This is a genomic window from Bacillus sp. ISL-18, from assembly GCF_018613415.1.
GTDB lineage: Bacteria > Bacillota > Bacilli > Bacillales > Cytobacillaceae > Neobacillus.
In genome coordinates this window covers 179,526-203,317 of record NZ_JAGGQG010000012.1, presented here as the reverse complement: position 1 = coordinate 203,317, position 23,792 = coordinate 179,526, and the positions used below count along the sequence as shown (strand labels likewise).

Here is a 23,792-nt window from a genome sequence, read left to right as displayed (position 1 = left end):
ACGGCCTTTACTCTTCCTGTGGAAACCATAAGGTGATGCTGGTTCCTTTATTTAACTTACTTTTTACGTTAATTAAGCCTTTATGGGCATCCATTAAGGCCTTTACAATCGAGAGCCCCACTCCTACACCGCCCGTTTTTCTATCACGGGATTTATCTCCCCGATAGAAACGTTCGAAAATATGGGGGATGTCGTCTTCAGCCATTCCGGAACCTTCATCCTGAATTTTAAAGCCCACGTAACCTTCTTTGTCAGTCACAACCGAAATGGTGACGTTTTTCCCTTCCGGTGTATACTTTAAAGCATTATTAAGAACATTGGACAAAACTTGCATCAAACGATCTTTATCTGCTTCAAACATTTCTTCCTGGTAGGGTTCTTCAATTTGCAGACCTACACCCTTTTCTTTAAATATGGGCAAAAACATTTCCCATAAAGCGGCTAATACGCTGCCTGCCTCCAGTTCCATTTTCTCTAGTCTTATTTGCGGATTTTCCGCTGCAAGCAGTTTCTCTAACTCATTCACCAGCCTTACTAACCGCATGAGCTCTTCATGACTAACCTGCAAACGCTGTGGTGTTGGCTCCCAAATTCCATCTTGGAAAGCTTCAATTTGACTTCTTAACGTAGCAAGCGGGGTCCGCAGCTCGTGGGCAAGGTCGCCTGTAAATTGTTTCCGCAGCATTTCTTCCTTAGCTAGCGATTCAGCAAGTTTATTAAAAGAAATCGCGATCTGCTTTACCTCTGTCGGCAGACCGGATAAAGGGATACGGATATCAAGATTATGCTGCTGCAGCTCACCTGCTGCAAACGAGAGCTTCTTTAGCCCGGCGGTTAGTTTTTTAGAAAAAATCATTCCAAAGAGTATCGCTAAAACTATGGTTAAGCAAACGGCAGCTAAGATATACAATTGAATCGTTTGAATAAAGGTGTATTCATCATCAATTGGACCTACCGGATAAATGGCGACGAGCTTGCCGATAATGGCATTGTCTACCTTCAACGTATAGGTTTTACTGTGCCACTTTTCTCCATTAGGCTCGGGTTCCGTTAACCCAAAGCTATTTAACATGCCGCGGATACTTGATGTATCCATCTGCATTTTCCCGAATCGATCATATAATTGAAAATAAAGTTGATCAGACATAGCATTCTCATGCAGTAGACCATAGACCGGATCCGTGGTATAGTGTCCATTTTTTCGATAGTCTTTCTCGATTTCCGTAATAATTCGATCAATCTTTTTTTCACGATTACGGTCTAAATAACTAGTAAAGCTCTCCTCAAAGCCGTACTGAATAAAGAAGCTGACAATTAAAATTCCAATCATCGAGATGAAGACTAAATAAAAAAGTATTTTAGACCGGAGCGTTTGCAGCATCTAGTACCCCTCCAAATTTATAGCCCATCCCAAAAACCGTCACGATAAAATCCGGCTGCCGTGAATCCCACTCTATTTTTTTACGGAGATTTTTAATATGGGTATCCACACTCCGTTCATAGCCATCATAGTACATGCCTTCATCCTGAATTTTTTCAAGCAAATCCATTCGGCTGTAGACACGGCCAGGATTGACAGCCATATTGGTTAATAATTTATATTCAATCGGGGTTAACGTTACATACTCCCCATTTACTGTTACCTCTTTTTTGACTAAGTCGATTGAAAGTTTTTTGCCGTTAAATTCAAGGCGTTCGACCTTGTCTGCCTTTTTGACGCGTCTGAGAATGGCTTGAACACGAACAACCACTTCCCTTGGACTAAAAGGTTTGGTTAAATAGTCGTCCGCTCCCATCACAATCCCGTTAATGCGGTCATCCTCCGCCGATTTCGCTGTCAGCATAAGGATCGGGACATCCGACTCTTTTCGCACGAGCCGGCAAACCTCTTCACCAGATATATCAGGCAGCATGAGGTCAAGAATCATTAAATCAGGTTCGATTGTTTTCGCTTTTTTCAAAGCATCTATCCCATTATCAGCACTATGAATCTCATAGCCTTCTCTCTCTAAATAAGCTTCAAGGACTTCTACTATTCTGCGTTCATCGTCCACTAATAGAATCTTCATGAATCATCACTCCCCATACCCTTACTATATCATCTCTGATCTGTGATTTTTGTAACTTCACAAATTCACCACAACTTCTTCATAACATCTTCAATTTTTCTCGCTAAGATAAATCATGTGAAGAGTGTTGACACCTTGAACTCCCCAAAGTTATGGTGATCGGCTCTTTATCAATTGAGTACACTGGTTTTTTAGCCATCTTACTCATCCCAAAATTAACCTCTCTACTATAAAGGGTGTCCCAGTTAAACGGGACACCCACTTTTTTTATAAAATTGCAACAAAGGAATGCTATCTCACGGCCTGACATGTAGTATTCTTATGGAGTGAGGTGCTGACATGAATAAAATATCACTTAAAATTAGTCTGCTTTTCTTTCTAGCTATTTGTCTGTTAGAAGGAATTTCGATGTTTTTTTTACACAATAATATCATCCACTCTCGTGTACATGAAGAATTATCTGCACTTCAGACAAGGGGGAATAATCACCGCGATGTTCTAGAGGCGTCGTTTCACGAAGATACGGTCAGGCACATTGCCATGATGGAAGCGCGGACCGATACACAAGTCGTCTTAACGAAGCCAGATGGCTCTATCTATATGTCATCTAATAAAGTGACAGATGAAATGAAAAAAACGATGAAGTCTATTCCTAAACATGTTCCCCATGATGGATTAATCTTAGTAGAAGATTGGAAAACAGCAGCTACCATTGCCGCTGTTAGTCCCGTGATGGTCGACAAGAAAATTGCCGGTTATGTCTTTATGTTTCAAACTACACAGAAGATTAGGGATTTAATTTCTGAATTAAATAAGCATTTTCTTCTTGCCAGTCTGCTTACGCTTCTATTTACGATGATGATTATTATCTTCTTAACCAGATATGTAACACACCCGCTTATTCAGATGAGTGAGGCAACGAAACGAATTAGTAAAGGCGACCTCTCCGTCTCGCTTCCGAAACTTGGGAAGGATGAAATCGGCGACCTTGGTGAAGCAATTAAGGTGTTAGCGAATGACTTAGAAATTTTAAAAAATGAGCGGAATGAATTTCTAGCCAGTATCTCTCATGAATTGAGAACTCCGCTGACGTACATTAAAGGTTATGCCGATATTGCCCGCCGGAGTAATACGACTAAAGAAGATAAGGATCACTATTTAGAGATTATTCATGAAGAGTCGGTTAAACTAGCTAAGCTAGTTAAGGAATTATTTAATCTAGCAAAAATGGATGAAAACACATTTTCGATTGAAAAAGAAGAGGTTCATTTGTCCCCCTATTTTCAATCCATCATCGAGAAAGTAGCACCTGCTCTAAAGGAGAATGAGATGAGAATTGAGCTTAATTGTTCTGAACATCTTTATGCACATATTGATCCGATCCGGTTTGAACAGGTCATTCTAAACCTCCTCGATAATGCCAGGAAATATTCTGAACCCGGTACCAAAATAATCGTTTCCGTATGGCAAGTTGAAGGGAAAACTCATATCCAGGTTCAAGATGAAGGGAAAGGGATTCCCAAAGAAGATTTACCGAGGATATTTGAACGCTTTTACCGGGTTGATAAATCAAGAACCCGTGCATTGGGTGGTTCTGGTCTTGGGCTTTCCATTGTTAAGCAGCTAGTGGAGGCACACGGAGGAACAATTGAGGCAGTAAGCAGCCAAAGTGTTGGAACGACTTTTAAGATAATTTTATAAGGAAAAGAGACATCGGGAAATTCCCGATGTCTCTTCTCTTTCTTATTTGTGAATCCAAACCGCTCCAGCAGTGTTGTCTTTTGCTTCGCCGATGACTTGTACCTTAATTGGATATTGTGATGGTACTTTAACGCCGGCATCAGGAATCACATTATTGATATAAGATTTTGTTGAGTCAAATTCTGTTACACCTGGAAGACCTTTGTAATCATAGATTCCACGAGTTGGAGAATTAACACTCCATGCAGGTGATGGGTCTAATGAGAACGCAGCGTCTGCAACTTGGTAGCGAGTTGTCTGGCTGATTGAGTCTTGACCCTTTAGGTTAAAAATAAGCGCTTCTGGATGAGAGTCCACTACACTTAGGAAGCCTTCGCCAGGGTGAACGCCGCCCCAGTTATCTGTGAATGTATCGTCACCATACCAAACTACTAAACCAGTATTATATTTTGCGTCACGAGAGTATTGAAGAGCTGTATCGGAACCAGCATAGTTTCTCCACTCTAGGTAGTAGTAATGTGGTTTTTGAATCCAGCCGTCAGAAACTTCAAAGCCTTTTAACGTTACTTTTGGTGTTCCTTCAGCATCGTCTGAGAATGCAACTTGTCCATCAACCGTTAATTGTAGGTTGTCGATTGCAAATCCATCTGGAGCAAGCCCGCCGTCTGTTACATAATTGAATACTAGTTTTACTTTTTTGCCAAGGACTGGTGTCAAGTCAAGGGTCTTGTCTTCCCAATTACCCTGAGATGTTTCAAAACCGCCAGCGGTGTTTTGATCGCCAATTGTATCAAGTTTAACGCTTTTGCCATCTTCAGTCACCGCATTAACATTTAGGTAGTCATAGCCAGCTTCAACTTTATAATATTGCTTATAATCAAATTTTGCAGATGCAACATTTGTTAAGTCAAAGACAGGAGTCTCAAGTACTGTATTAAGGTTATCGCCTTTAGTACTGTAGTAATATTTCGCACCAAATCCTACTGGAATTCCAGGAACCTTTTTAGCAGGAAGGTTTACCTTCACAATACCTGGATTCTTAGATTTAGTTACACTTTGATCGATTACTGTAGCTAAACCGTTTTTATCAATATCCTGATAGTTTACTTCTGTAATATTAGCCCAGTTTCCGCCAATTGTTTTTTGATAGAATTCTTTCACTTGTGGTGAAAAACTTGGGGGCTGTGTACCAGCAATATGACCGCTCCAGCTGCCACCGCTCATGATCGACCATTGGGCAACTGAGTCACCATTACCAGTATATTGTGTATCATACTCATCTGGAGCACCTAAATCATGACCATATTCGTGGGCGAATACACCAACTGCACCATCTTCTGGCTCCACGGTATAGTCGTAGGCTGCCATTTTTCCGCCCCAGTAATCAACCGAAGCTGTTGTGTTGGCAACTGGATGAACACCATCCAATGTCCAGCGATGTGACCAGATTGCATCATCACCAAGAGCTCCGCCGCCTGCTTCTTGACCAACACCAGCATGAATAACCATCAAGTGGTCAACCAAGCCGTCTGGCTCGTTAATATTCCCGTCGCCATCAAGGTCATAGATATCTAATTTATCATAATTCGCTAAATTTATCCCAGATGCAACCGCAGCATCTAAGGAATCCTTGATGAATCCACGTGGTCCCTTTGTACCCGGCTTATTATCGTTTCCACCTTCTGGGTCATCGCTGCCGTAATCAGCCGCATTTCCCGGTACCGTTAGCCAGTCCGAAACGGTTCCGTCCACAGTATAGCTGCCGCCAGATTGCTCTTCATAATATTGTTTAAATGTTTTTATTTTGTCACCATTGAAAAGGGTAAAATCTTGATCACCAAATAACATTTTTTGATAATGCTCTTTACTGAAGTCTTTTGCATACATATACCCAGGTTCTTGTTCGACTTGATTGTGCTTAAAGTCAGCATACTCAACTAAAAGAACGAGTACTTCATCTTTTCGAACATCGCCGTTATAAGCAGCCTGCTTGGCAGAATCTACTTTTACTGCCCCAGTTGGCTTGCCCTTTTTAAAGTTTTCGTGGCCTTTGTTAAGCTGCTTTGTCAGCTTGTCCTTTTGTTTTGTAAGGAAATCTTTTGCCTTTTTGTCTATTTCCTGCTGTCCCTTTGTTTGGGCTTTGTCTGCTTTACCTGGTTTTTGGCCTTGTTTTTTCTGTATGTAGGCCTTCGCTGCTTTTGTAATTTCCTCAGGTGTTGCATTTTTCGCAACTAGTCCTCTTTTTTGGAGCGCTTTACCAAGACGATCGATATCAACCACATTCAAGTCGATTGGAGCCGATGAGATGGTTGTTGCCGCCGCTGCCGGTTTAGGTGCAACCGTGCTTCCAGCAAATGCGCCTGCGAACATGGTCGTAGCTACCATGGTACTAGCCGCAAGACTGGATAAGACCTTTAAGGTATTTTTTTTCTTCACCTGTTTATTCCCCCCATTTTATATAGTGCAATGTTCCACTAGAAGAACAGTGCTCTATCATTTTATCAGACTAGTATAAATATTGTAAATAATATGAATATAGTGATAATTTACTATATAAAAATAGGTATTTAAAACCAAAACAGGAAAATAGCAAAAGAAATATAGGTAATTAAACATGGTGAAGTGCTGGGAAATAAAACCTTTTAGTCTAATTTATCCCTTCTATCTATTCCTTCTGTTAAAAACTTAAACTTCGAATTTCGAAATTTAAGTAATTTAGCCTACTACTACTTCGTAAAAAAACACTCCAAAAGTTACAGGTTCATATGCAAAAAACCTTATCAAGGTTATGATAAGGTTCAGGTTCATTAGTCTTATTCAGCTTTTTGTTTAATCTCGTCCGTTAAATCTTCAATGCTTTTTCTTACATTCGATTTTCCGGAATAGTTTTCAATTAGTTCCTTCACATCAATCCCACTCGAAGCCTTCAAGGACTCTTGCAATGTAGCCATTAAGTTGGTCGCATAACTAGTGATTTTATTGGCACCGCCATTTGATCCAGAACCGCCGCCTGTATCTACTACGGTAATCTTATCAATGTTAGAAAGAGGTGCAGCCACCTGTTTTGCATATTCAGGAAGCATCTTGATAATCATATCTAAGATAGCAGCCTGACCAAACTGTTCGAAGGCTTCAGCGATTTTTTCCTTTGCCTCCGCTTCCGCAAGACCTTTAAGGCGGATAATTTCGGCTTCTGTGGAACCTTGTGCTTTTTGTGCTTCCGCTTTTGCCAGACCATCGAGACGGATTCGTTCTGCCTCAGCCTTTGCCATTGCTTCAATCCGGTATTTATTCGCTTCCGCTTCCGCTATTTCCTTGGCTTTATTTGCCGCAGCAGATTGCTCTACAGAATAACGATCAGCGTCCGCTTTTTTCTTCACTTCAGAATCATATTGGCGTTCACGGCGAAGGATCTCTTTTTCCTCTAGTTCAATTTGCTTTTGTCTCTCAATAATCTTGATTTGCATTTCCTGCTCGGTTACATCCTGCTTCGACCTTGCACTTTCTAGATCATAGGCTTGGTCCGCACGGGCTTTGGCAATATCCTGCTCTCGGCGGAATTCCGCAATCTTCAGCTGATTGATTTTTTCTGCTTCAGCAATTTCAGTAGCTCGCTCTAATTCATTGCGTTTCGCTTCCTTAGCTGCTTCTGCTTTTTTAATGCGCGTTTCTTTTTCAGCCTCGGCCGTTGCAATATCGGCATCCCGTTTTACTTGGGCAATTCGTGGTTTCCCTAATGACTCAAGGTAACCGTTTTTATCACGAACATCTTTAATTGTAAAGGATACAATGACTAACCCCATTTTTGCTAAATCCTGTGAGGCAACCCGTTGGACCTCTTGGGAGAATTTATCACGGTTTTTATAAATCTCTTCTACCGTCATCGAACCGAGGATGGAGCGCAAATGTCCCTCAAGCACTTCTCTCGCTTCATTTTCCCGGTCTTCCTTTGGTTTTCCCAGGAACTGCTCAGCAGCGGTGGCAATTTCACTAATCGAGCCGCCGATTTTAATAATCGCCACTCCATCCGCCATGACAGGTACACCCTGTTCGGTGTACACCTCTGGAGTGGTTACTTCAAGTTTACTAGATAGCAAACTTAATGGTTTTGCCTGCTGGAAGACAGGTAAAATAAAACTACCGCCGCCGCGGATAATTTTGATTCGATTCCCCGATTCATCCACGTGGACATTTCTGTTCCCAAGAAAGCTACCTGTTACGATTAAGGCTTCGTCTGGTCCCGCTGTTTTATACTTTGTAATAAAAACACCGATTAATGCGAGCAGGATCAATACTACAACCCCGATGATAATCCAAATAAATCCAAATCCCATTTTCTTAACCTCCCTATAAAGTAAAATTCTCTAATTGTTGATAAACGGTTACTTCAAGTACACCGTTTTTCACCTGAACAACAAGTACCCTTGTACCATTGGGAATAGAATCAGCGTCAAAACTTTTTGCAGGTTTAGCAATTCGACCGCTCGTACTTTCAATGATCACCTCGCCAAACCCATCAGCGGGAATGGAGGTAATCACCGTACCAACCCTTCCTTGCAAATCCGATTCTTTGTAAACAAGCGATTCCTCCGCCTTGGATACCGGTACAAGAACAAATACATGTAAAAGAGTGACCAGAATCAATCCAATCACGATGGAAATTCCCAGTATAAGTAAATAATGGATGGATGATAGCTTTTCAAATAAGTATCCACTCGCAGACATAATCGTAACAAAAGCAAAAATTAATACCGGATTAAGAAACTCCAGCCCTTCCCCTGCCCCATGAAAATGAAAGACATCAGCGAACAATACAAAAATAATCGTGATGATACCGGAGATTATTAAGCCGTATAAATAAATCGTTTCTAAAGGAATGCTGAAAGGTTCCAAGGCTATCCCTCCTTATGATAAATTTTGATACTGAAAGGAGAAAGTAACGTGTAGACATCCTTCCTTTCCATACCCTAATTATAAAGTATTACGGTTAAGAATAGGAAAAGTTTCACAAATTTTAACTAATTTTTCCCATTAAATAATAAAAAGTGCCATAGCTATTGAGCTACAGCACCTTATTGAATCATATTCAAAAACTTCTTGGTTCGTTCTTCTTTTGGATTGGTAAAAATTTCGTCTGGCTTATTTCGTTCGACGACAATACCTCCATCCATAAAAATCACTTCATCTGCCACATCACGGGCAAAGCGCATTTCATGGGTCACAACAATCATCGTCATTCCCTCTGCTGCCAGGTCCTTCATCACCTTCAACACTTCACCGACCAATTCTGGATCGAGTGCAGAGGTGGGTTCATCAAATAGCATAACCTCCGGCTCCATCGCCAGCGCCCTGGCAATACCGACACGCTGCTGCTGGCCGCCTGAAAGCTGTGCTGGATAATAGTCCTGCTTATCAGCCAGTCCGACTTTTTCAAGTAAGGTTTGCGCTTTTTTTCGAGCCGTCTCTTTATTTTCCCCTTTTACAACAATCGGCCCCTCCATGACATTTTCAAGGGCTGTTTTATGTGGGAATAAATTATAACTTTGAAATACCATCCCGGTTAATCGGCGAAAAGAAGCAATATCCTTCTTCCCCACCGGTTTTGAAAAATCTAAGCTTTGACCCTCGATCGAAATGACACCTTTGGTTGGAGTTTCCAACACGTTCAAACAGCGAAGCATGGTCGTCTTCCCGGAGCCAGACGGTCCAATTACGACCACCACTTTTCCCTTTTCTACCGCTAAATCAATCCCTTTTAACACCTGCAACTGGTCAAATTGTTTATATAAACCGTTGATTTTTATCATGATAACACTCCCTTTTTCCTAGTTACGCCCCATAGCGGCCCAGTCTCTTTTCCAAGTATCCTTGAAGGATGGAAAGGAAAAAGCAGATAACCCAATAAATGAGTGCTACTTCTGAATATACCAGTAAAAATTCATAGTTCGTGGAAGCAATCTCTTGTCCGCGGCGAAACATCTCGGTAACTAATACCAAGGAAGCAAGGGAAGTATCCTTAACAAGACTAATAAATGAATTAGATAATGGAGGAATCGAGACCCTGGCTGCCTGCGGCAAGATAATTCTTCTAAGGACCTGTGAATAGGTCATGCCAATGGAATAGCCCGCCTCCCACTGTCCTTTTGGCGTTGATAAAATCGCCGCTCTGATAATTTCGGACGAATAGGCACCGACGCTTAGAGAAAAACCAATGACCGCCGAAATATAAGGATCTAACGTGATTCCGAGATTCGGCAGTCCGTAAAAAATGATAAATAATTGCACAAGTAATGGTGTACCACGAATCGCTGAAACATACACTCGAGCGATGATTTGAAAAATTTTTACCTCTGAAATTCGGGCTAAAGCGGTCAGAATAGCCAAAATCATCCCACAAACAAAGGTAATAAGCGTTAACGGAATCGTATAAAAAACAGCCCCCTCCAGCAGCGGCTGGAGGGAACTTTTTGCAATGTCAAATAACCTTGCTGTTCTTTCCGGATCAGCAAAAATACTATTTAAGTACATCTTCACCAAACCATTTCTCAGAGATTTTTTTATAAGTGCCGTCGTCAACGATCTCTTTTAAGGCCTTATTGACTTCATCAACGAGTTTGTCACTATTTTTTCGAAACATAAATCCACTTGAAGACGCATCATTTGCCGTTGCCGCCACTTTGATTGGGGCATCTGGCTTTTGTTTTTTATAGTCTAAATAGGTAAGTTTATCGTTAATCGTTACATCCACACGTTTTTGTGCTAACAATTCAACGGCTTGCTGGAATCCTTCTACGCCAACAAGATTGGCTCCATATTTTTTAGCTATATCCCCGTAGTTACTTGTCAAAGATTGGGCAGCGTTTAATCCTTTAATATCTTCAAATTTTTTCACTTTTGTGTTAGAAGTATTAACAATTAGAACACCCGCAGACGTTATATATGGATCAGAAAAATCGTATTTCTTTTGGCGGTCAGGACGGATTCCCACTTCGTTGGCTATCATATCAAAGCGATTGGCATCTAAGCCCGCAAACATTGCATCCCATTGCGTTTCTTTATAATCTGCTTTGACGCCAAGACGTTTGGCGACTTCATTTGCTAAATCGACATCAAATCCTGTTAAATTACCGTTTGTATCATGGAAAGTAAACGGCGGATATGTCCCCTCAGTACCAATGGTGATTTTTCCATCGTCTTGGATTTTTTTCAGTAGATCTTGATTATCAGCGGTTTTTTTTCCTTTATCTTCCGTATTGACCGCTCTCTTTTGATCTTCTTTTGCTTTTTCCTTATCTTTGCCGCACGCTGATAAAATGAACGTAAAGCTTAGCAGCAATGCCAAGAATACCATTAGTTTTTTCACGTTGTAAATCCCCCTAATTCTTAGTATTTTTTCTCGGATTTAATCAACTTAAATCCGAGAGTATGCTACATCTGAAGTATGCTTATTTTACCCTTTTCTTAAAAATAAAAACCTACCAGAAAAATTCCTGATAGGTTAAGCAGATCGTGCATTTTTTATTTTCAATTCACCTGACTTTTTCCTTTTTGTATTAGGTCGATAGAAAAGAATACCGCTCGCAAGTAAAATCATCCCGTACATAAACGTTTTAAGATCAGCTGTACCAGCAATGATGACCCAAATCGAATAAGCAGTGGCCAGGATCGCAATTATACCGTCGTTGATTCTTTCCCTTCCAATTGTGTATGTTTCTCCTGTCACGACCAGTTTCAATTGGTAGACAGATGAAATAAGGTATGGAACTAAATAGGCTAAGGTCGCAATCACAATGACAAAGTCAAACGCTCCAGAAATTGACTTTGATACTGTTGAAAAAATAAAAAGCTGTCCTAATCCATTGGAAACAATCATTGAAAACACCGGCAGGCCTTTTTTGTTTTCTTTTAGGAAAGCAGGCAGAAATAATCCTTGTTTGGCGGCTTGATAGGGAACTTCAGCCGTTAACATTAACCAGCCAATTGCTGAGCCAAACAAACTAATTAATCCAATCCCTGCTAATAATTTGCCGCCGATCGGTCCTAAAATGGTTTGAATGGCATCAATTAACGGTTTATCAGAATGAATAAGCGTGTTTTGATCGAGCATTCCCATGACAAGTGTGCTAATGCCAATATAGATACCCAGTGCAATAAGTAAACCTAGAATGGTCGCCCTTTTCACATCTGATTGTTTTTTGGCCCGGGACGCAAATACAACGGCTGACTCCACTCCAATAAACGCCCATAACGTATTGACTGCAGCACCGTTGATTTGGCTCATAATTCCGAGTGCATGTCCGGATTCATCCATTCTTGGAGCCATAAACGGCAGGATGTTGCTCTGTTCAAACGCAAACAAGCCGACAATAATAAAGAAGAAAAAACCAGCTACTTTTGCTGCCGTCGCTAGGAAATTTAATCTGCCCGCACTTTCCATTCCACGCAGAATAATAAAGTGGGTACCCCAAAGAAGTAAAGAACATACTAGGAATGTTAGTCCATTCCCTACTTTTATTGTAAGGCTGCCCAACGTAAACCAGTCAGCATTGCTTGTTAAAATGGGAAAGAAGGTCGATAAATATCCGGCAAAAGTGGTAATCAACGCAATGTTACCAGCTAAGTTTCCAATCCAATAACCCCATGTCGTCATAAATCCTGATAAGGTTGAAGCATGTGAACCAGACTTAAACAGTTCTTTTGCATAGATTTGCGGTCCACCGGTTAAATTCGGTTTACGTACCGCCAAGCTGCCAAAAACAAGGGCCAGCAGCAAAACTCCTAAGCCAGTAACAAGCCAAGCCGAAATGACACCTGCAGGACTCGCTGCCTCAGATAGTGAACGCGGCAGCATGAAAATCCCCGAACCAACCATATTTCCGATGACAAGGGCTGTTAACACCCAAAACCCTAATTGATTTGATTTCCCCACGGTGTTCCCCTCCTCAAAGTACTATATATATTAAAATAACTTTTTTGATCGTCGATAATCAGTATTGAACCCTACTAAATATAGGATTTTCCAGGCATTTAGTCAATGGGAATTTTTATCTCAATAAAGTTTTTTTGTGCTATTTTTCACCTTATAAAAAGAGACTGCCAATTTGACAGTCTCTACTCTTTGTTTATTTCCACCACTCATCAAACATGCTGGCTGGCAGTCTCCGTTTATGTTCGGTAAGGATATACCGTTTCTCGACTTTATCAGCGACTTCCGGTGAAACGGGCTTCCCTTCCAGATAATCATCGAGTTCATCATAGGTAATTCCTAATTCGGTTTCGTCTGCTTGTCCTGGTTTTTGATCGAGGAGGTCGGCTGTCGGAACCTTTAAATAGAGACGTTCATCCGCTCCAAGCTCCTTAAGAAGTGCTTTTCCCTGCCTCTTCGTTAATCCGGTCAGCGGCAGGATATCCGCGCCCCCATCCCCATATTTCGTATAAAATCCCGTTACAGCCTCCGCTGCGTGATCGGTACCAATAACAAGGAGACCTTCCATGCCGCCAATCGCATATTGGGCAATCATTCTCATTCTCGCTTTGACATTTCCTTTATGGTAGTCACTTAATGGTGATCCTTTAATACTGGCATTATATTCAGTCTGTACCTCATCAACGGCACTCTTGATATTAAAAATTTCTTCGCGATCGGCCCGAATGAAAGCTAACGAGCGCTTCGCATCTTCTTCGTCCTGCTGGACTCCATATGGAAGGCGAACGGCAATAAACAGAGCATCATTACCTTCCTTCCGCAATTCTTCAACAGCCATCTGGGCAAGGCGTCCCGCTAATGTGGAATCCTGTCCGCCGCTAATTCCTAAAACAAAGCCCTTAGCCTTCGTTTTTGACAAGTAATTTTTTAAAAAATCAATTCGCTTTCGGATTTCTTCTGCCGGATTAATGCTGGGATTGATATTTAACTCTTTCATTATTTGTTCTTGGAAACTCATTTGTTGACCTCCTGACCAATTAATTGATATATGTAATGTACCACATTTACCTAAATTTCACCTAAAAAGAAACAAGAAAAATTAGATTGTGGACAAAATATAGATGACAAACTTGGAGGGATTGTATGGAAGCCAAAACATGTAATGAGACAAGAGTAGTCCGAACTAGCCGAATTTTTCCGAATGATGTAAATAACCATAATACCCTTTTCGGTGGAAAGCTGATTAGTGATATCGATATGATTGCATCCATTTCGGCTGTGCGCCATTCCAGAGCGGAGTGTGTTACCGCATCGATTGATTCTGTTGATTTCCTAAGTCCGATTACACCAAAGGATTCTGTTTGTATTGAAACCTTTGTAACCTATACCGGAAACTCATCGATTGAAATTATTGCGAAAGTGATTGCAGAAAACCTCATGTCCGGTGACCGAAAAATTGCTGCTACAGCCTTTTTAACGTTTGTGGCCTTAGATGAGAACGGAAAACCAACAAAGGTTCCGGCGATCATTCCTGAAACCGATGAAGAGAAAAAACTGTATGAAACCGGGAAAGAACGTGCAGAAAAGCGGAAAGAACATCGAAAAAGCAGTAAAGAATTGGCGAGGATTTTAACGATGCATAAGCCTTGGGAATAGGGAAAGCGAGAGTAACTGGTTTTTAAGGTGATTAGTTGCGATCAGTGCTCATTTTAAACAATGGCCCGGAGTCTTCTCCGGGCCATCCATTTTTGTATTGACTTTTATATTGGAAAGATTCGGACACAAGGGCTCGGGAATTTGCCGGTTATGAAACCCTCTTATCTGTCGTAGCTCCGAGGTGCAGAATCCTTCAGCGGTTATGAAGCCCTCTTATCTGTCGTAGCTCCGAGGTGCGGTCTCCTTCAGGGGTTATCAAGCCTTCTTATCTGTCGTAGCTCCGAGGTGCGGTCCCCTTCAGGGCTTATGAACTCCTCTTATCTGCCGTACCTCTACTTTTTACTTAATCTTTAACTTTATTGTGTGGGTTTTGGTTTTTGCCACGTCATCACGTCATCGGCTTCATCAATCTCAATCGTGACATCAACGACGCCCTTTTCTGCCATAACTTTTTCATGAATTCGATCTTTAATATCATCGGCCGCGGCAACTGTTAATTGAGGGTCAATCTCGATTTCGAGCTCAACGTGGAGGTCTTCCCCCTCTTTAATAACGGTTATGTCTTGGATATCCTTTACATCAGGATCCTCCATCACGAGTACACCGATCTTATTTTCCATTTCCTCATCCGCTTGACCAATTACCCCAGCTGCATTATCTAAAAAGACTTTCCCGACTACAAAAAGCATCATCACACCAATCAGTACAGAGGCAACACCTTCTGCCTGATGCAAGGGGGTAAAGTGGGCTAGAACAACGGCTATGATGGCTAACAAACCGCCTAAAGTGGCCACCATGTCCTCCATGAAGACAAGCTTTGTCGCCGGCTTGGCTCGTCCCAAATTGGCAAAGGCCATAGTAAAAATGTTGATCCCCTTTGCCTCCACCTCGATATCGTGCAAAATTTCCTTCATGGCTTTAAACAAGACAAAGGTTTCGAGCAGGGTCGCTAATGCTAAAACAAGAATATTAATCAAAAAACCGGTCGACTTTGTTGGATGGACAATATGGTGATAGCCTTCTTTGATCGTTTCAAACGCCATAATCCCTACAATTAACACCGCCCCTAAGAGAACAAGGTTGACTAATCGGCCAAAGCCGTTGGGATATTTCTCTGTCGGTGCTTTTTTGCTCAGTGCGGATCCAACGAATACAAAGAACTGATTGGCTGCATCGCCAAGGCTGTGCATTGTTTCAGCAAACATGGCGACATTTCCTGTAAAGAAAAAGGCCACCCCTTTAATAATCGCAATAATGGCATTGATAATGGCTGCCAGAAAGGCCGATTTATTCCCTCGTTTTAATAACTGAATTAATTCTCCCATTCTATCCTCAATTCTTTAAACGTTTTTTAACACTAAATATAACCGGTTATTTCTTTCCTGTTTTTCTTCGGAAGATGCTAAGTCATATTTTTTCAATAAATGAAAGACTTCATTCAACAGTTCTTGTGAATGCTCGTTTGCAAAAAAACGGTTGAATAATCCCTTCATGTCTTCAGGCAAAAAAGCTGCCTGCGATTCGTATTTATTTTCCACATCTTCCTTTGAGTGATTCAGTTTACATTCGCTCATTTCGTTCTCTCCTCCTCATTAAGGTATATACGTTTAGCATAGCAGAAAAGATACAAAAGAAAAAAGCCCAAGCAACTGGACTTTTCGGTTACACCTTTTTATGGTCTGTCACTTCTAATACATCCAAAAGGAAAACAAATACAGGGATCCCGATAATTAACCCCCATACACCGAAAAAGTGCTCGGAGAAAATTAAGACGATGAATGTATAGAAAACAGGAAGATTGGTTTTTGAACTCATTAAATTTGGGTTTAGAATGTAAGCTTCAATCGCATGAATGATCAGAATCGCTATACCCACATAAAGAACCTTCATTAATCCGCCTATACTATAAGCGATGATCACAAGCGGGATTAACGAGATAATAACCCCCGCTACTGGGATTAGTCCCAGTACAAAGATCATAATCGATAAACCGCCTAATTGCGGAAATTTTAACAGCCATAGAAAAATGGTAGTAAGGATACAATTAATAACCGCAATAATTAATTGTGCTTCGATCACCTTACCGAATGTCCCAACAAATTTCCGGGCAAAAAACTCAATTTCTTCATAGATAGGGGCGATTTTACTAGTTCTGAATTTCTTTGTAAATTCGATTAAGTGCGGCTTTTCCAATAAGCAGAAAATGCTCAGCAGCAAGGCCAATAACACCTGTAACGTAATACTGCTAATATCTTTAAAATACTTTATGATAAAAGTAACGCCTTGCTCGAGATAGCTCGACAGCTTGATTTCTTCCATCCGGTTGACCAGATAATTTAGAATAATATTATCGTGCTTTGCAGTATAAAAAGCGGTTAATTGCTTGATTAGGGCGGTAATTTCCTGAATAATCATCGGTAAATACATAACCAAACAATAGGAAAGTAACCCGACAATGCAGGCATAAGAAATCACGACAATTAACTTGCGATTAAGCGGAATCTTTTTTTCAATAAATTGAACTAACCGATCCATTAAGAAGGTAAAGATAAAGGTAAGTAAAATTAAATTTATCATCGACCTCATTGCATATAAAACGAGGGCAATAAGGACAAATATAGCTATTCTTTTAAAACCGCTGCTATTCATTAGTTTATTTATCATAGATACTGATCGAACCCCATTATATTTACTAGTAGTAAGTTTTTTAACTTTTTTTAATTATATCAAATCTTAACCCTAATTTGTCTGTTTTAGACTTCTTTTATGGGTTAAATTGAACCGGCGTCATCGAGCTGTCTATCTTCTTACTGATCCAGCCTTGTTTCGATAAAAAATCAAGCAGCTGTGGCAAGTGTGCTAGCGTTTCTTTCCTTTCGTGCAGCAGAATGACAATCGGTCCATTATGGTTAACCATTCGGTTTAATTGTGCGATGACGCTGTTTACATATCGGGCATCTTTATAATCCCAATCCCGGCTGTCAATATTCCAATCCCACATCAAATATCCTTGATCATGTACAGCCTTTCGATATTCCTCTGTCATATACGGAACACTGCCATACGGGGTTCTCATAATATAGGAATCTACCCCTGAGATTTCTTTTAAGGTAAGACGGTTTTGTGTTAATTCCGAGATGATCGATGTCACAGATGCATAAAAAATCTTCCGATCATGTGACACGCTGTGCAGGCCAACGGTCTCCCCAGACTGGACCATTAATTTAACAGCATTGGGATAACGGCGAATATTGCCATCAATCATAAAAAAGGTTGCTTTATACTGATATTTTTCAAGCAAGGCGATTATCGGAGCGGAATAGGCCGATGGACCGTCATCAAAGGTTAAATAAATCGTTTTTTTTGAACTTGGATTAGCTGGCGGCGGCGTATTCGGCTGCTCAGATTGTGCTGGAATTGTTATCTTTTTTGGCTGCTCGGCAGTAGTTGTTGGGTTTGAGGCAGGTTCTGTTGGAGTCGGTTCCTTAACTTTGCTATTGTCTCGTTCTTGTTGATTTCTCCAAGCAACCGCTTCTGCTTGATGTTTCCGAATTTGTTCTTTTTCCAGCAGTCCATCCTTGGTATCCCTTCTAATCAATTCAGGTGCTGCCCCCTTGGCCAATGCCCGATGAATAGGTTCATGTTTTGCTGGATTAGTAGATTTATTTATGACGTTTTCCTGAGAATAATGGCTTAGAATTACCCCTGTAAATAAGAAACCAAAGACAATAAGGACAAGTAATGTCCCTTGTGGCCAGCTTCTTTTTAAATTCCCCATTGTTCATACCCTCTTTGGTGTTTATTTCACTTCCCCCATTATAGACGAAATTCCTATCCAATTGTTTCAAATCTATTAAAATTATTACATTTCCATTAAATCATTCGAATGGCATGGGTATTTTGCCACTTTATATATTACAGGTTTTACCAACCAATTATACCAATAAAAATGGGAAAAGGGGCATAAACGAAAATAATTCTGAAATTTCAAAAAGGGAGACAGGCAAATTACTTTACAGGTTAACATACATATCATTGAACAAGATTTTTCTCCTATCCAAATTCAAGCCTTTAGATGGAGGTGAAATGAGTGTCAGGTGGACAAAAAGCACTTTTTTATATTCTATCGATACTTATTCCGATTGTTGGGATTATTTTAGGAATTATTTGGATGAACGATCCGGAACCTGAGAAGAAAGTTGTGGGGAAGAATTGTTTAATTATCGCGATTGTGGTGACGATTTTAAGCTGTATTTGCTGGTTTGCTGCCTCGGCATTGTCAATCATGCCGGCGGTTTCGGGGTATTAAAGTTTATAAAAATTTGCAGGAGAAAGGAACCCAATTTTGTATAATAGAAAATTGGGTTCTCAGTTGGAGGGGATAGCGGTTGATCCAAGCGATATTCGACTTTTTTGGAAGGGCTATCTGCCACCAATTAGATGAACGTTCCCTTCATGTATCTGGATTAGCACTTTCTGTTTGTGCCCGAGATACCGGAATTTACATCGGGATTTTCTCCACTCTATTGTATTTACATATTTTTAAACGGAAATCAAAACTCACCATACCCACTATTAAAATTAGCTTCCTTCTATTACTACTAATGATTCCTTTGATGATTGATGGTCTGGGGTCATACACTCATTTATTTCAAAGTAACAACGTCAGGAGATTAGTTTCAGGTATTTGCTTTGGTTTCGTGCTTCCTTATTTTCTTTATCCGCTCTTTTTGGGAAGGTCACTTGACCAATCATCTGAGCCTGTTATTCAAAAAAGGATGGATCTTTGGGTTCCCTTTTTGGGCAGCAGTATTTTAGGAGGATTATTTTATTTCGGTATATTACCTTATTACCTCTTAGATAGTTTCATTATTTTTACTATTATTGTTTGGTTTAGTTTATGTGCCTCTTTCTTGATTCCATTTGTTAAACAAACTTACTATAAAGGGGTTATTTCTATTATTCTTAGTCTCTTTTTTCTCTCTTGTTTGTCTTTGTTACATGCTTGGCTGGTTCAATTTTTATAAATCATTAGAACTTTATAAATAACCACATCCTAAAAAATCCCTACAGTTCAATTAGATCGTCCTTCCCATTCTTACGGATTTATTCCTGCCTGTTTTAGTTATAAAATACCTGCCCTTCCTTGAAATATCTAAGCAGGGTTTTTGAGCTTAATTTTAGATTTTCTGCTTGATAACAATAGTAGGAAAAAATATAATATAGGGGAACGTATGTTTTGAATTGCGTTTTTTGGGGGTATATATGGAGATTTGGGAACCAGCATATATTGCCGGAATTATTGATGGAGAAGGAACCATTACGTTAACAAGAATGCATGAAAAGGAACATCGCCGCCCCTGTGTTACTATTGCATCTATTGATAAAGAGCTTCTAGAATATATTCAAAAATTAACTAATGGCAGAATTAATAGTAAAAAGAACTACGACCCTATCCGCCATAAGGATTCCTATACACTGTACATAAAGAACAAAGAAACAGTTTTAAACTTATTAAGGGACGTTTCACCTTTTCTTAGAGTGGATAAAAAAAGAAATCGCGCTCTATGGATACTTGATAACTATGAAAAAGTCACCCAACGGAATGGTAAATACAACGCTGATTTACTAGAGAAAAAGATCATATTTGAAGAAAAATTCTTTGAAATATAAAAAAAGACCAGCAATTTCTGCTAGTCTTGTTATCCACCTATGTATGGTGGAGACGGCGGGACGTGCTCTTCCATGCTTTCGACATGGCACTGACTATATCTTGAACCTGTCAAAAAACAGGCCCTCTGGCGTCTTATGCGAAACATAAATTTACCTCTTCAAGGCAGGAATCGCATCCTAGTACTACCTTATTGCAAGGCAGCCTATAAGTCGATACACGGCTGTTGAATTACTTCACATACCGCTCGGCATTGCCCTATCGCTCAAGAGCGACTTAGGTTTCACCGATAAAGCCAGATTATCACTTGTATGTTACCACACAAGGCGACTAAAAATTAATCGAACCCGCGTCCAAAGATATCGGCACTTAAGCATCTACGAGTGTAGTCGATATATTGGCGTTTCACTGATCCTTTTGCCTATCGACCGGCGTCCGGTCAGCTAGCCTGGTTGTTCTCTTCCTTCATCCTCAGGCGGTGGAATCCGGCGTAGCCCACTTAGAGTGAGTCCCTTACCCTACCACATGGGCAATGGAGGGAGGAACCGCTATGCAGTATTAAGCTGCGAAAGCGAGGTTGTTGTTAGTTTTGCCAGTTATGGCTTTGACGTTTTAACGAGGCCGATCCCCTCGACTCGCAACCTAAGCTCAAACTACCCCTGTCGAATCCGTAGCGTCCCCATTATAAAATGTGCTGAAATCAGTTAAGATTTCTCGCAACAGACGTTAGGATTTGCTCAACACGTTTGTCAGAGCAAAAGATTTTGCCGCTTTATCAGCGACAAACTTATTATAACACACTCAGAACATTTTTCAATTGTAACTATTTGTAAAATAATTTCCAGTTACATCTTTTGACGATCACGGAACGCTCGTTCAATCTCCCGCTTCGCCTCTTTTTGCTTAAGCGATTCACGCTTATCATAATTCTTTTTACCCTTTGCTAAACCAATTAAAACCTTACAGAAGCCATTTTTCAAATAAAGCTTTAATGGGACGAGGGCATAACCTGCTTCTTTTGTTTCCCCAAGCAGTTTATTAATTTCACGTTTATGAAGTAACAGTTTGCGTGTCCGTAATGGATCGTGATTAAAAATGTTTCCCTGCTCATAAGGACTGACGTGCATTCCAAACAGAATCGCTTCACCATTCTGAATCCGTGCGTAGGCATCCTTCAGATTGACTTTCCCCGCACGAATTGACTTAATCTCAGTTCCTTGCAGCACAAGCCCCGCTTCGTACGTTTCTTCAATAAAATAGTCATGGTAAGCCTTTTTGTTTTGCGCGACTACCTTTCCTGCACCTTTTGGCATTTGTTTCACCTCAACTCTATGGATTTATTTTAGCAGATTTACATATCCTGTACAACGAGAAAGGGGCCTTGTGTGATAAGGGCCCCATTCCTTTTATTTATTTTTTCTTTTTCTGCTCTTAGATTTCGGTACATTATCATAAAACTTACGTTTACTTTTGCCTTTGCCGCCCTGTCCGCCGACAGATTCAGACTTTTGACCGCCATTCCGGCTGCGCCCTTGTCCTTGTTTGCCTTCGCCCTGCTGCTTATTCCGGCGCGGCTTATGAGTATCGCTGCCTGTACTAAAGACTCTTGTCGTTTCTGGTCTTTCACGGCGCGTCCCTTTCATGCCGACAATTTCAAAATCAATTGAACGCTCGTCTTTATTTACTTTTACGACACGAACGGTAATTTCATCACCAATTCGGAAAACATTTCCAGTCCGCTCACCAATCATCGCATAATGACGCTCGTCAAAACGATAATAATCGTCAGTCATATAGCTGACATGAACAAGTCCTTCAATGGTATTCGGCAGTTCCACAAACATACCAAAGTTGGTCACAGAGCTGATAATGCCATCGTACTCAACACCAATTTTATCTTCCATGTACTCGGCTTTCTTCAACTCATCTGTTTCGCGCTCGGCATCGACAGCACGGCGCTCCATTTTTGAAGAATGCTCGGCAATTTCAGGCAGGCGGGCATTCCATTTTTCCTGCGTGGCCGAATCGATTTTTCCTTCAATTAAATAGGTACGGATTAAGCGATGGACAATCGTATCCGGATAACGGCGAATTGGCGATGTGAAATGGGTATAAAACTCGGTCGATAACCCAAAGTGTCCAAGACTTTCCGGATAATATTTAGCCTGCTGCATGGAACGGAGCATGACAGTCGAAATCACCATTTCTTCTGGTTTGCCTTGAACCTCTTCAATGATTTCCTGCAGTGCACGAGGATGCACATCGTTGGCTGTCCCTTTTACGATATAGCCAAAGTTGGTAATAAACTCGAAAAATCTCCGTAATTTATCTTCCTTAGGATCCTCGTGAATCCGGTAAATAAACGGAACTTCCATCCAATGGAAATGCTCTGCAACCGTTTCGTTGGCAGCCAGCATGAATTCTTCAATTAACCGCTCCGCAACAGACCTCTCGCGTAAAACAACATCTGTAGGTTTGCCTTCTTCATCAACCAAAACCTTGGATTCTTTGAAGTCGAAGTCGATGGCACCACGCTTCATTCGTTTGTTTCTGAGAATCTCTGCAAGTTCTTCCATCATTTCAAACATCGGAACAAGCGATTCATACCTTGCGCGTGTCTCTTCATCCTTGTCGGTAAGGATTCGATTCACATCATAGTACGTCATCCGCTCCGTTGTTTTAATAACGCTTTGAAAAATTTCATGCGAAACAACGGTTCCTTCTGATGAAATCTCCATTTCACAGGACAATACAAGACGGTCTACTCTTGGGTTAAGAGAACAAATCCCGTTTGAAAGACGATGAGGAATCATCGGAATCACTCGGTCAACTAAATAAACACTCGTTGCCCGTTCCTCTGCTTCCACGTCAATCGGCGTACCCTCTTTAACATAATAGCTGACGTCGGCAATGTGGACACCAAGCTTATAGTTACCGTTGTCTAATTTTGTTACGGTAACAGCGTCATCCAAGTCTTTTGCGTCGGCACCGTCAATCGTCACAATGGTTTCATTACGTAAATCGCGGCGGTTCGCTAGTTCACTTTCATCAATCGTATCAGGTGTCTCATTGGCCTGCGTTAATACATCATCAGGAAATGCCATTGGCAGCCCGTGCTTATGTATGACGGATAAAATGTCTACGCCTGGGTCATTTTTATGCCCAAGAACTTGAATGACTTCACCTTCTGCACTTTTACGTCCATCCGGGTAGGTAACAAGTTTAACGACCACTTTATGTCCTTCGACCGCTCCTTTTGATGCATTCTTCGGGATAAAGATATCGTTGGCAAACTTTTTATCATCCGGAATCACAAAGCCAAAGCTTTTGCTCTCGACGTAGGTCCCCACAATTTGCTGGACACCGCGTTCAATTATCCGAATAATACTACCTTCACGGCGAGTACCGGATGTTTCTGATGAAACTCGAGCAAGCACGATATCGCCATGCATAGCGGTATTCGTTTCATTGGGCGGAATAAAAATATCGTCCATTCCCGGTTCATCTGGTACCACAAATGCAAAGCCCTTGGCATGTCCAATCAGCTTGCCGCGAATTAAATTCATTTTTTGCGGGAGCCCGTAGCGGTTGCTGCGTGTCCTCACAACAAGACCTTTTTCCTCCATTTGAACTAGGGCCTTAACAAACTCTTTAAAGTCGCCGGAATCTTGAATGCCAAATGCTTCTTCCAGTTCCTGCACGGTTAATGGTTTGTAGGCTTCATCTCTCATATATTGCAAAAGCTTATCGATGTGCTTTTGAATGTTAT

21 protein-coding genes and 1 other RNA gene are annotated in these 23,792 nt (G+C 40.9%); 5 read left to right on the top strand and 17 right to left on the bottom strand.

Going from position 1 to position 23,792, the window contains the following annotated elements; genetic code table 11:
• Window positions 1-7 precede the first annotated feature (7 nt).
• Both J7E81_RS19620 and J7E81_RS19615 read right to left on the bottom strand, forming a co-directional pair.
• Window positions 8-1,381, bottom strand: coding sequence for a HAMP domain-containing sensor histidine kinase (locus J7E81_RS19620; protein WP_215045133.1), 1,374 nt, complete (start codon window positions 1,379-1,381; stop codon window positions 8-10).
• Window positions 1,359-2,069 (bottom strand): response regulator transcription factor, encoded by a 711-nt coding sequence (locus J7E81_RS19615; RefSeq protein WP_215045132.1) that lies wholly within the window; start codon window positions 2,067-2,069, stop codon window positions 1,359-1,361. Before J7E81_RS19615 ends, J7E81_RS19620 begins: the two co-directional genes overlap by 23 nt.
• Before the next feature lie 339 nt (window positions 2,070-2,408).
• Here J7E81_RS19615 and J7E81_RS19610 point away from each other — a divergent pair, with 339 nt between their 5' ends.
• Window positions 2,409-3,770 (top strand): HAMP domain-containing sensor histidine kinase, encoded by a 1,362-nt coding sequence (locus J7E81_RS19610; protein ID WP_215045131.1) that lies wholly within the window; start codon window positions 2,409-2,411, stop codon window positions 3,768-3,770.
• Window positions 3,771-3,812: 42 nt separating this feature from the next.
• Here J7E81_RS19610 and J7E81_RS19605 read toward each other — a convergent pair whose 3' ends face one another.
• The 8 genes from J7E81_RS19605 to nadE all read right to left on the bottom strand — a co-directional run bounded on the left by J7E81_RS19605 (window position 3,813) and on the right by nadE (window position 13,714).
• Window positions 3,813-6,155, bottom strand: coding sequence for an immune inhibitor A domain-containing protein (locus tag J7E81_RS19605; protein WP_251028762.1), 2,343 nt, complete (start codon window positions 6,153-6,155; stop codon window positions 3,813-3,815).
• Between the two features lie 428 nt (window positions 6,156-6,583).
• On the bottom strand, window positions 6,584-8,104 hold the full coding sequence (locus J7E81_RS19600) for a flotillin lipid rafts scaffold protein FloT (RefSeq protein ID WP_215045129.1): 1,521 nt from the start codon (window positions 8,102-8,104) through the stop codon (window positions 6,584-6,586).
• A 13-nt stretch (window positions 8,105-8,117) separates the two neighbouring features.
• Window positions 8,118-8,663, bottom strand: a complete 546-nt coding sequence (locus J7E81_RS19595) for an NfeD family protein (RefSeq protein WP_215045128.1) — start codon at window positions 8,661-8,663, stop codon at window positions 8,118-8,120.
• Between the two features lie 179 nt (window positions 8,664-8,842).
• The gene (locus tag J7E81_RS19590) at window positions 8,843-9,577 is read right to left on the bottom strand and encodes an amino acid ABC transporter ATP-binding protein (protein ID WP_215045127.1); all 735 of its coding nucleotides are present in this window, start codon (window positions 9,575-9,577) and stop codon (window positions 8,843-8,845) included.
• Window positions 9,578-9,599: 22 nt separating this feature from the next.
• Complete coding sequence (locus J7E81_RS19585; protein ID WP_215045126.1) at window positions 9,600-10,298, bottom strand: amino acid ABC transporter permease; 699 nt, start codon at window positions 10,296-10,298, stop codon at window positions 9,600-9,602.
• Complete coding sequence (locus J7E81_RS19580; protein ID WP_308162242.1) at window positions 10,285-11,133, bottom strand: amino acid ABC transporter substrate-binding protein; 849 nt, start codon at window positions 11,131-11,133, stop codon at window positions 10,285-10,287. Before J7E81_RS19580 ends, J7E81_RS19585 begins: the two co-directional genes overlap by 14 nt.
• Window positions 11,134-11,268: 135 nt before the next feature.
• Window positions 11,269-12,699 carry an amino acid permease gene (locus J7E81_RS19575; RefSeq protein ID WP_215045125.1) on the bottom strand — a complete coding sequence of 477 codons (1,431 nt, stop codon included), beginning with the start codon at window positions 12,697-12,699 and terminating at the stop codon, window positions 11,269-11,271.
• 193 nt (window positions 12,700-12,892) lie between these two features.
• Window positions 12,893-13,714, bottom strand: coding sequence for an ammonia-dependent NAD(+) synthetase (gene nadE / locus J7E81_RS19570; protein WP_215045124.1), 822 nt, complete (start codon window positions 13,712-13,714; stop codon window positions 12,893-12,895).
• Window positions 13,715-13,839: 125 nt separating this feature from the next.
• Here nadE and J7E81_RS19565 point away from each other — a divergent pair, with 125 nt between their 5' ends.
• A complete protein-coding gene (locus J7E81_RS19565; RefSeq protein WP_215045123.1) occupies window positions 13,840-14,352 on the top strand; it encodes an acyl-CoA thioesterase in 513 nt (170 codons plus the stop codon).
• 356 nt (window positions 14,353-14,708) lie between these two features.
• Here J7E81_RS19565 and J7E81_RS19560 read toward each other — a convergent pair whose 3' ends face one another.
• The 4 genes from J7E81_RS19560 to J7E81_RS19545 form a co-directional block, all read right to left on the bottom strand.
• Entirely contained in the window at window positions 14,709-15,677 is a 969-nt protein-coding gene (locus J7E81_RS19560) for a cation diffusion facilitator family transporter (RefSeq protein WP_215045122.1), read from the bottom strand.
• Between the two features lie 15 nt (window positions 15,678-15,692).
• Window positions 15,693-15,926, bottom strand: coding sequence for a group-specific protein (locus tag J7E81_RS19555; protein ID WP_215045121.1), 234 nt, complete (start codon window positions 15,924-15,926; stop codon window positions 15,693-15,695).
• Window positions 15,927-16,014: 88 nt separating this feature from the next.
• Window positions 16,015-17,016: an AI-2E family transporter gene (locus tag J7E81_RS19550; protein ID WP_215045120.1), complete on the bottom strand. Its 1,002-nt coding sequence runs from the start codon at window positions 17,014-17,016 to the stop codon at window positions 16,015-16,017.
• Between the two features lie 100 nt (window positions 17,017-17,116).
• Entirely contained in the window at window positions 17,117-18,130 is a 1,014-nt protein-coding gene (locus tag J7E81_RS19545; RefSeq protein WP_215045119.1) for a polysaccharide deacetylase family protein, read from the bottom strand.
• Between the two features lie 312 nt (window positions 18,131-18,442).
• Between J7E81_RS19545 and J7E81_RS19540 the strand changes: the two genes are divergently transcribed.
• The 3 genes from J7E81_RS19540 to J7E81_RS19530 all read left to right on the top strand — a co-directional run bounded on the left by J7E81_RS19540 (window position 18,443) and on the right by J7E81_RS19530 (window position 20,025).
• Window positions 18,443-18,661, top strand: coding sequence for a hypothetical protein (locus J7E81_RS19540; RefSeq protein WP_215045118.1), 219 nt, complete (start codon window positions 18,443-18,445; stop codon window positions 18,659-18,661).
• 79 nt (window positions 18,662-18,740) lie between these two features.
• Window positions 18,741-19,379 (top strand): DUF2085 domain-containing protein, encoded by a 639-nt coding sequence (locus tag J7E81_RS19535; RefSeq protein WP_215045117.1) that lies wholly within the window; start codon window positions 18,741-18,743, stop codon window positions 19,377-19,379.
• A 238-nt stretch (window positions 19,380-19,617) separates the two neighbouring features.
• Window positions 19,618-20,025, top strand: coding sequence for an LAGLIDADG family homing endonuclease (locus J7E81_RS19530; protein WP_215045116.1), 408 nt, complete (start codon window positions 19,618-19,620; stop codon window positions 20,023-20,025).
• A gap of 336 nt (window positions 20,026-20,361) precedes the next feature.
• Here the strand turns inward: J7E81_RS19530 and ssrA are convergent.
• From ssrA to rnr, 3 genes are all read right to left on the bottom strand, one after another.
• Window positions 20,362-20,696, bottom strand: a transfer-messenger RNA (tmRNA) gene (gene ssrA / locus J7E81_RS19525).
• A gap of 172 nt (window positions 20,697-20,868) precedes the next feature.
• Window positions 20,869-21,336 carry an SsrA-binding protein SmpB gene (gene smpB, locus J7E81_RS19520; protein WP_215045115.1) on the bottom strand — a complete coding sequence of 156 codons (468 nt, stop codon included), beginning with the start codon at window positions 21,334-21,336 and terminating at the stop codon, window positions 20,869-20,871.
• Between the two features lie 93 nt (window positions 21,337-21,429).
• Window positions 21,430-23,754, bottom strand: a complete 2,325-nt coding sequence (gene rnr / locus J7E81_RS19515) for a ribonuclease R (RefSeq protein ID WP_374104070.1) — start codon at window positions 23,752-23,754, stop codon at window positions 21,430-21,432.
• Window positions 23,755-23,792 lie beyond the last annotated feature (38 nt).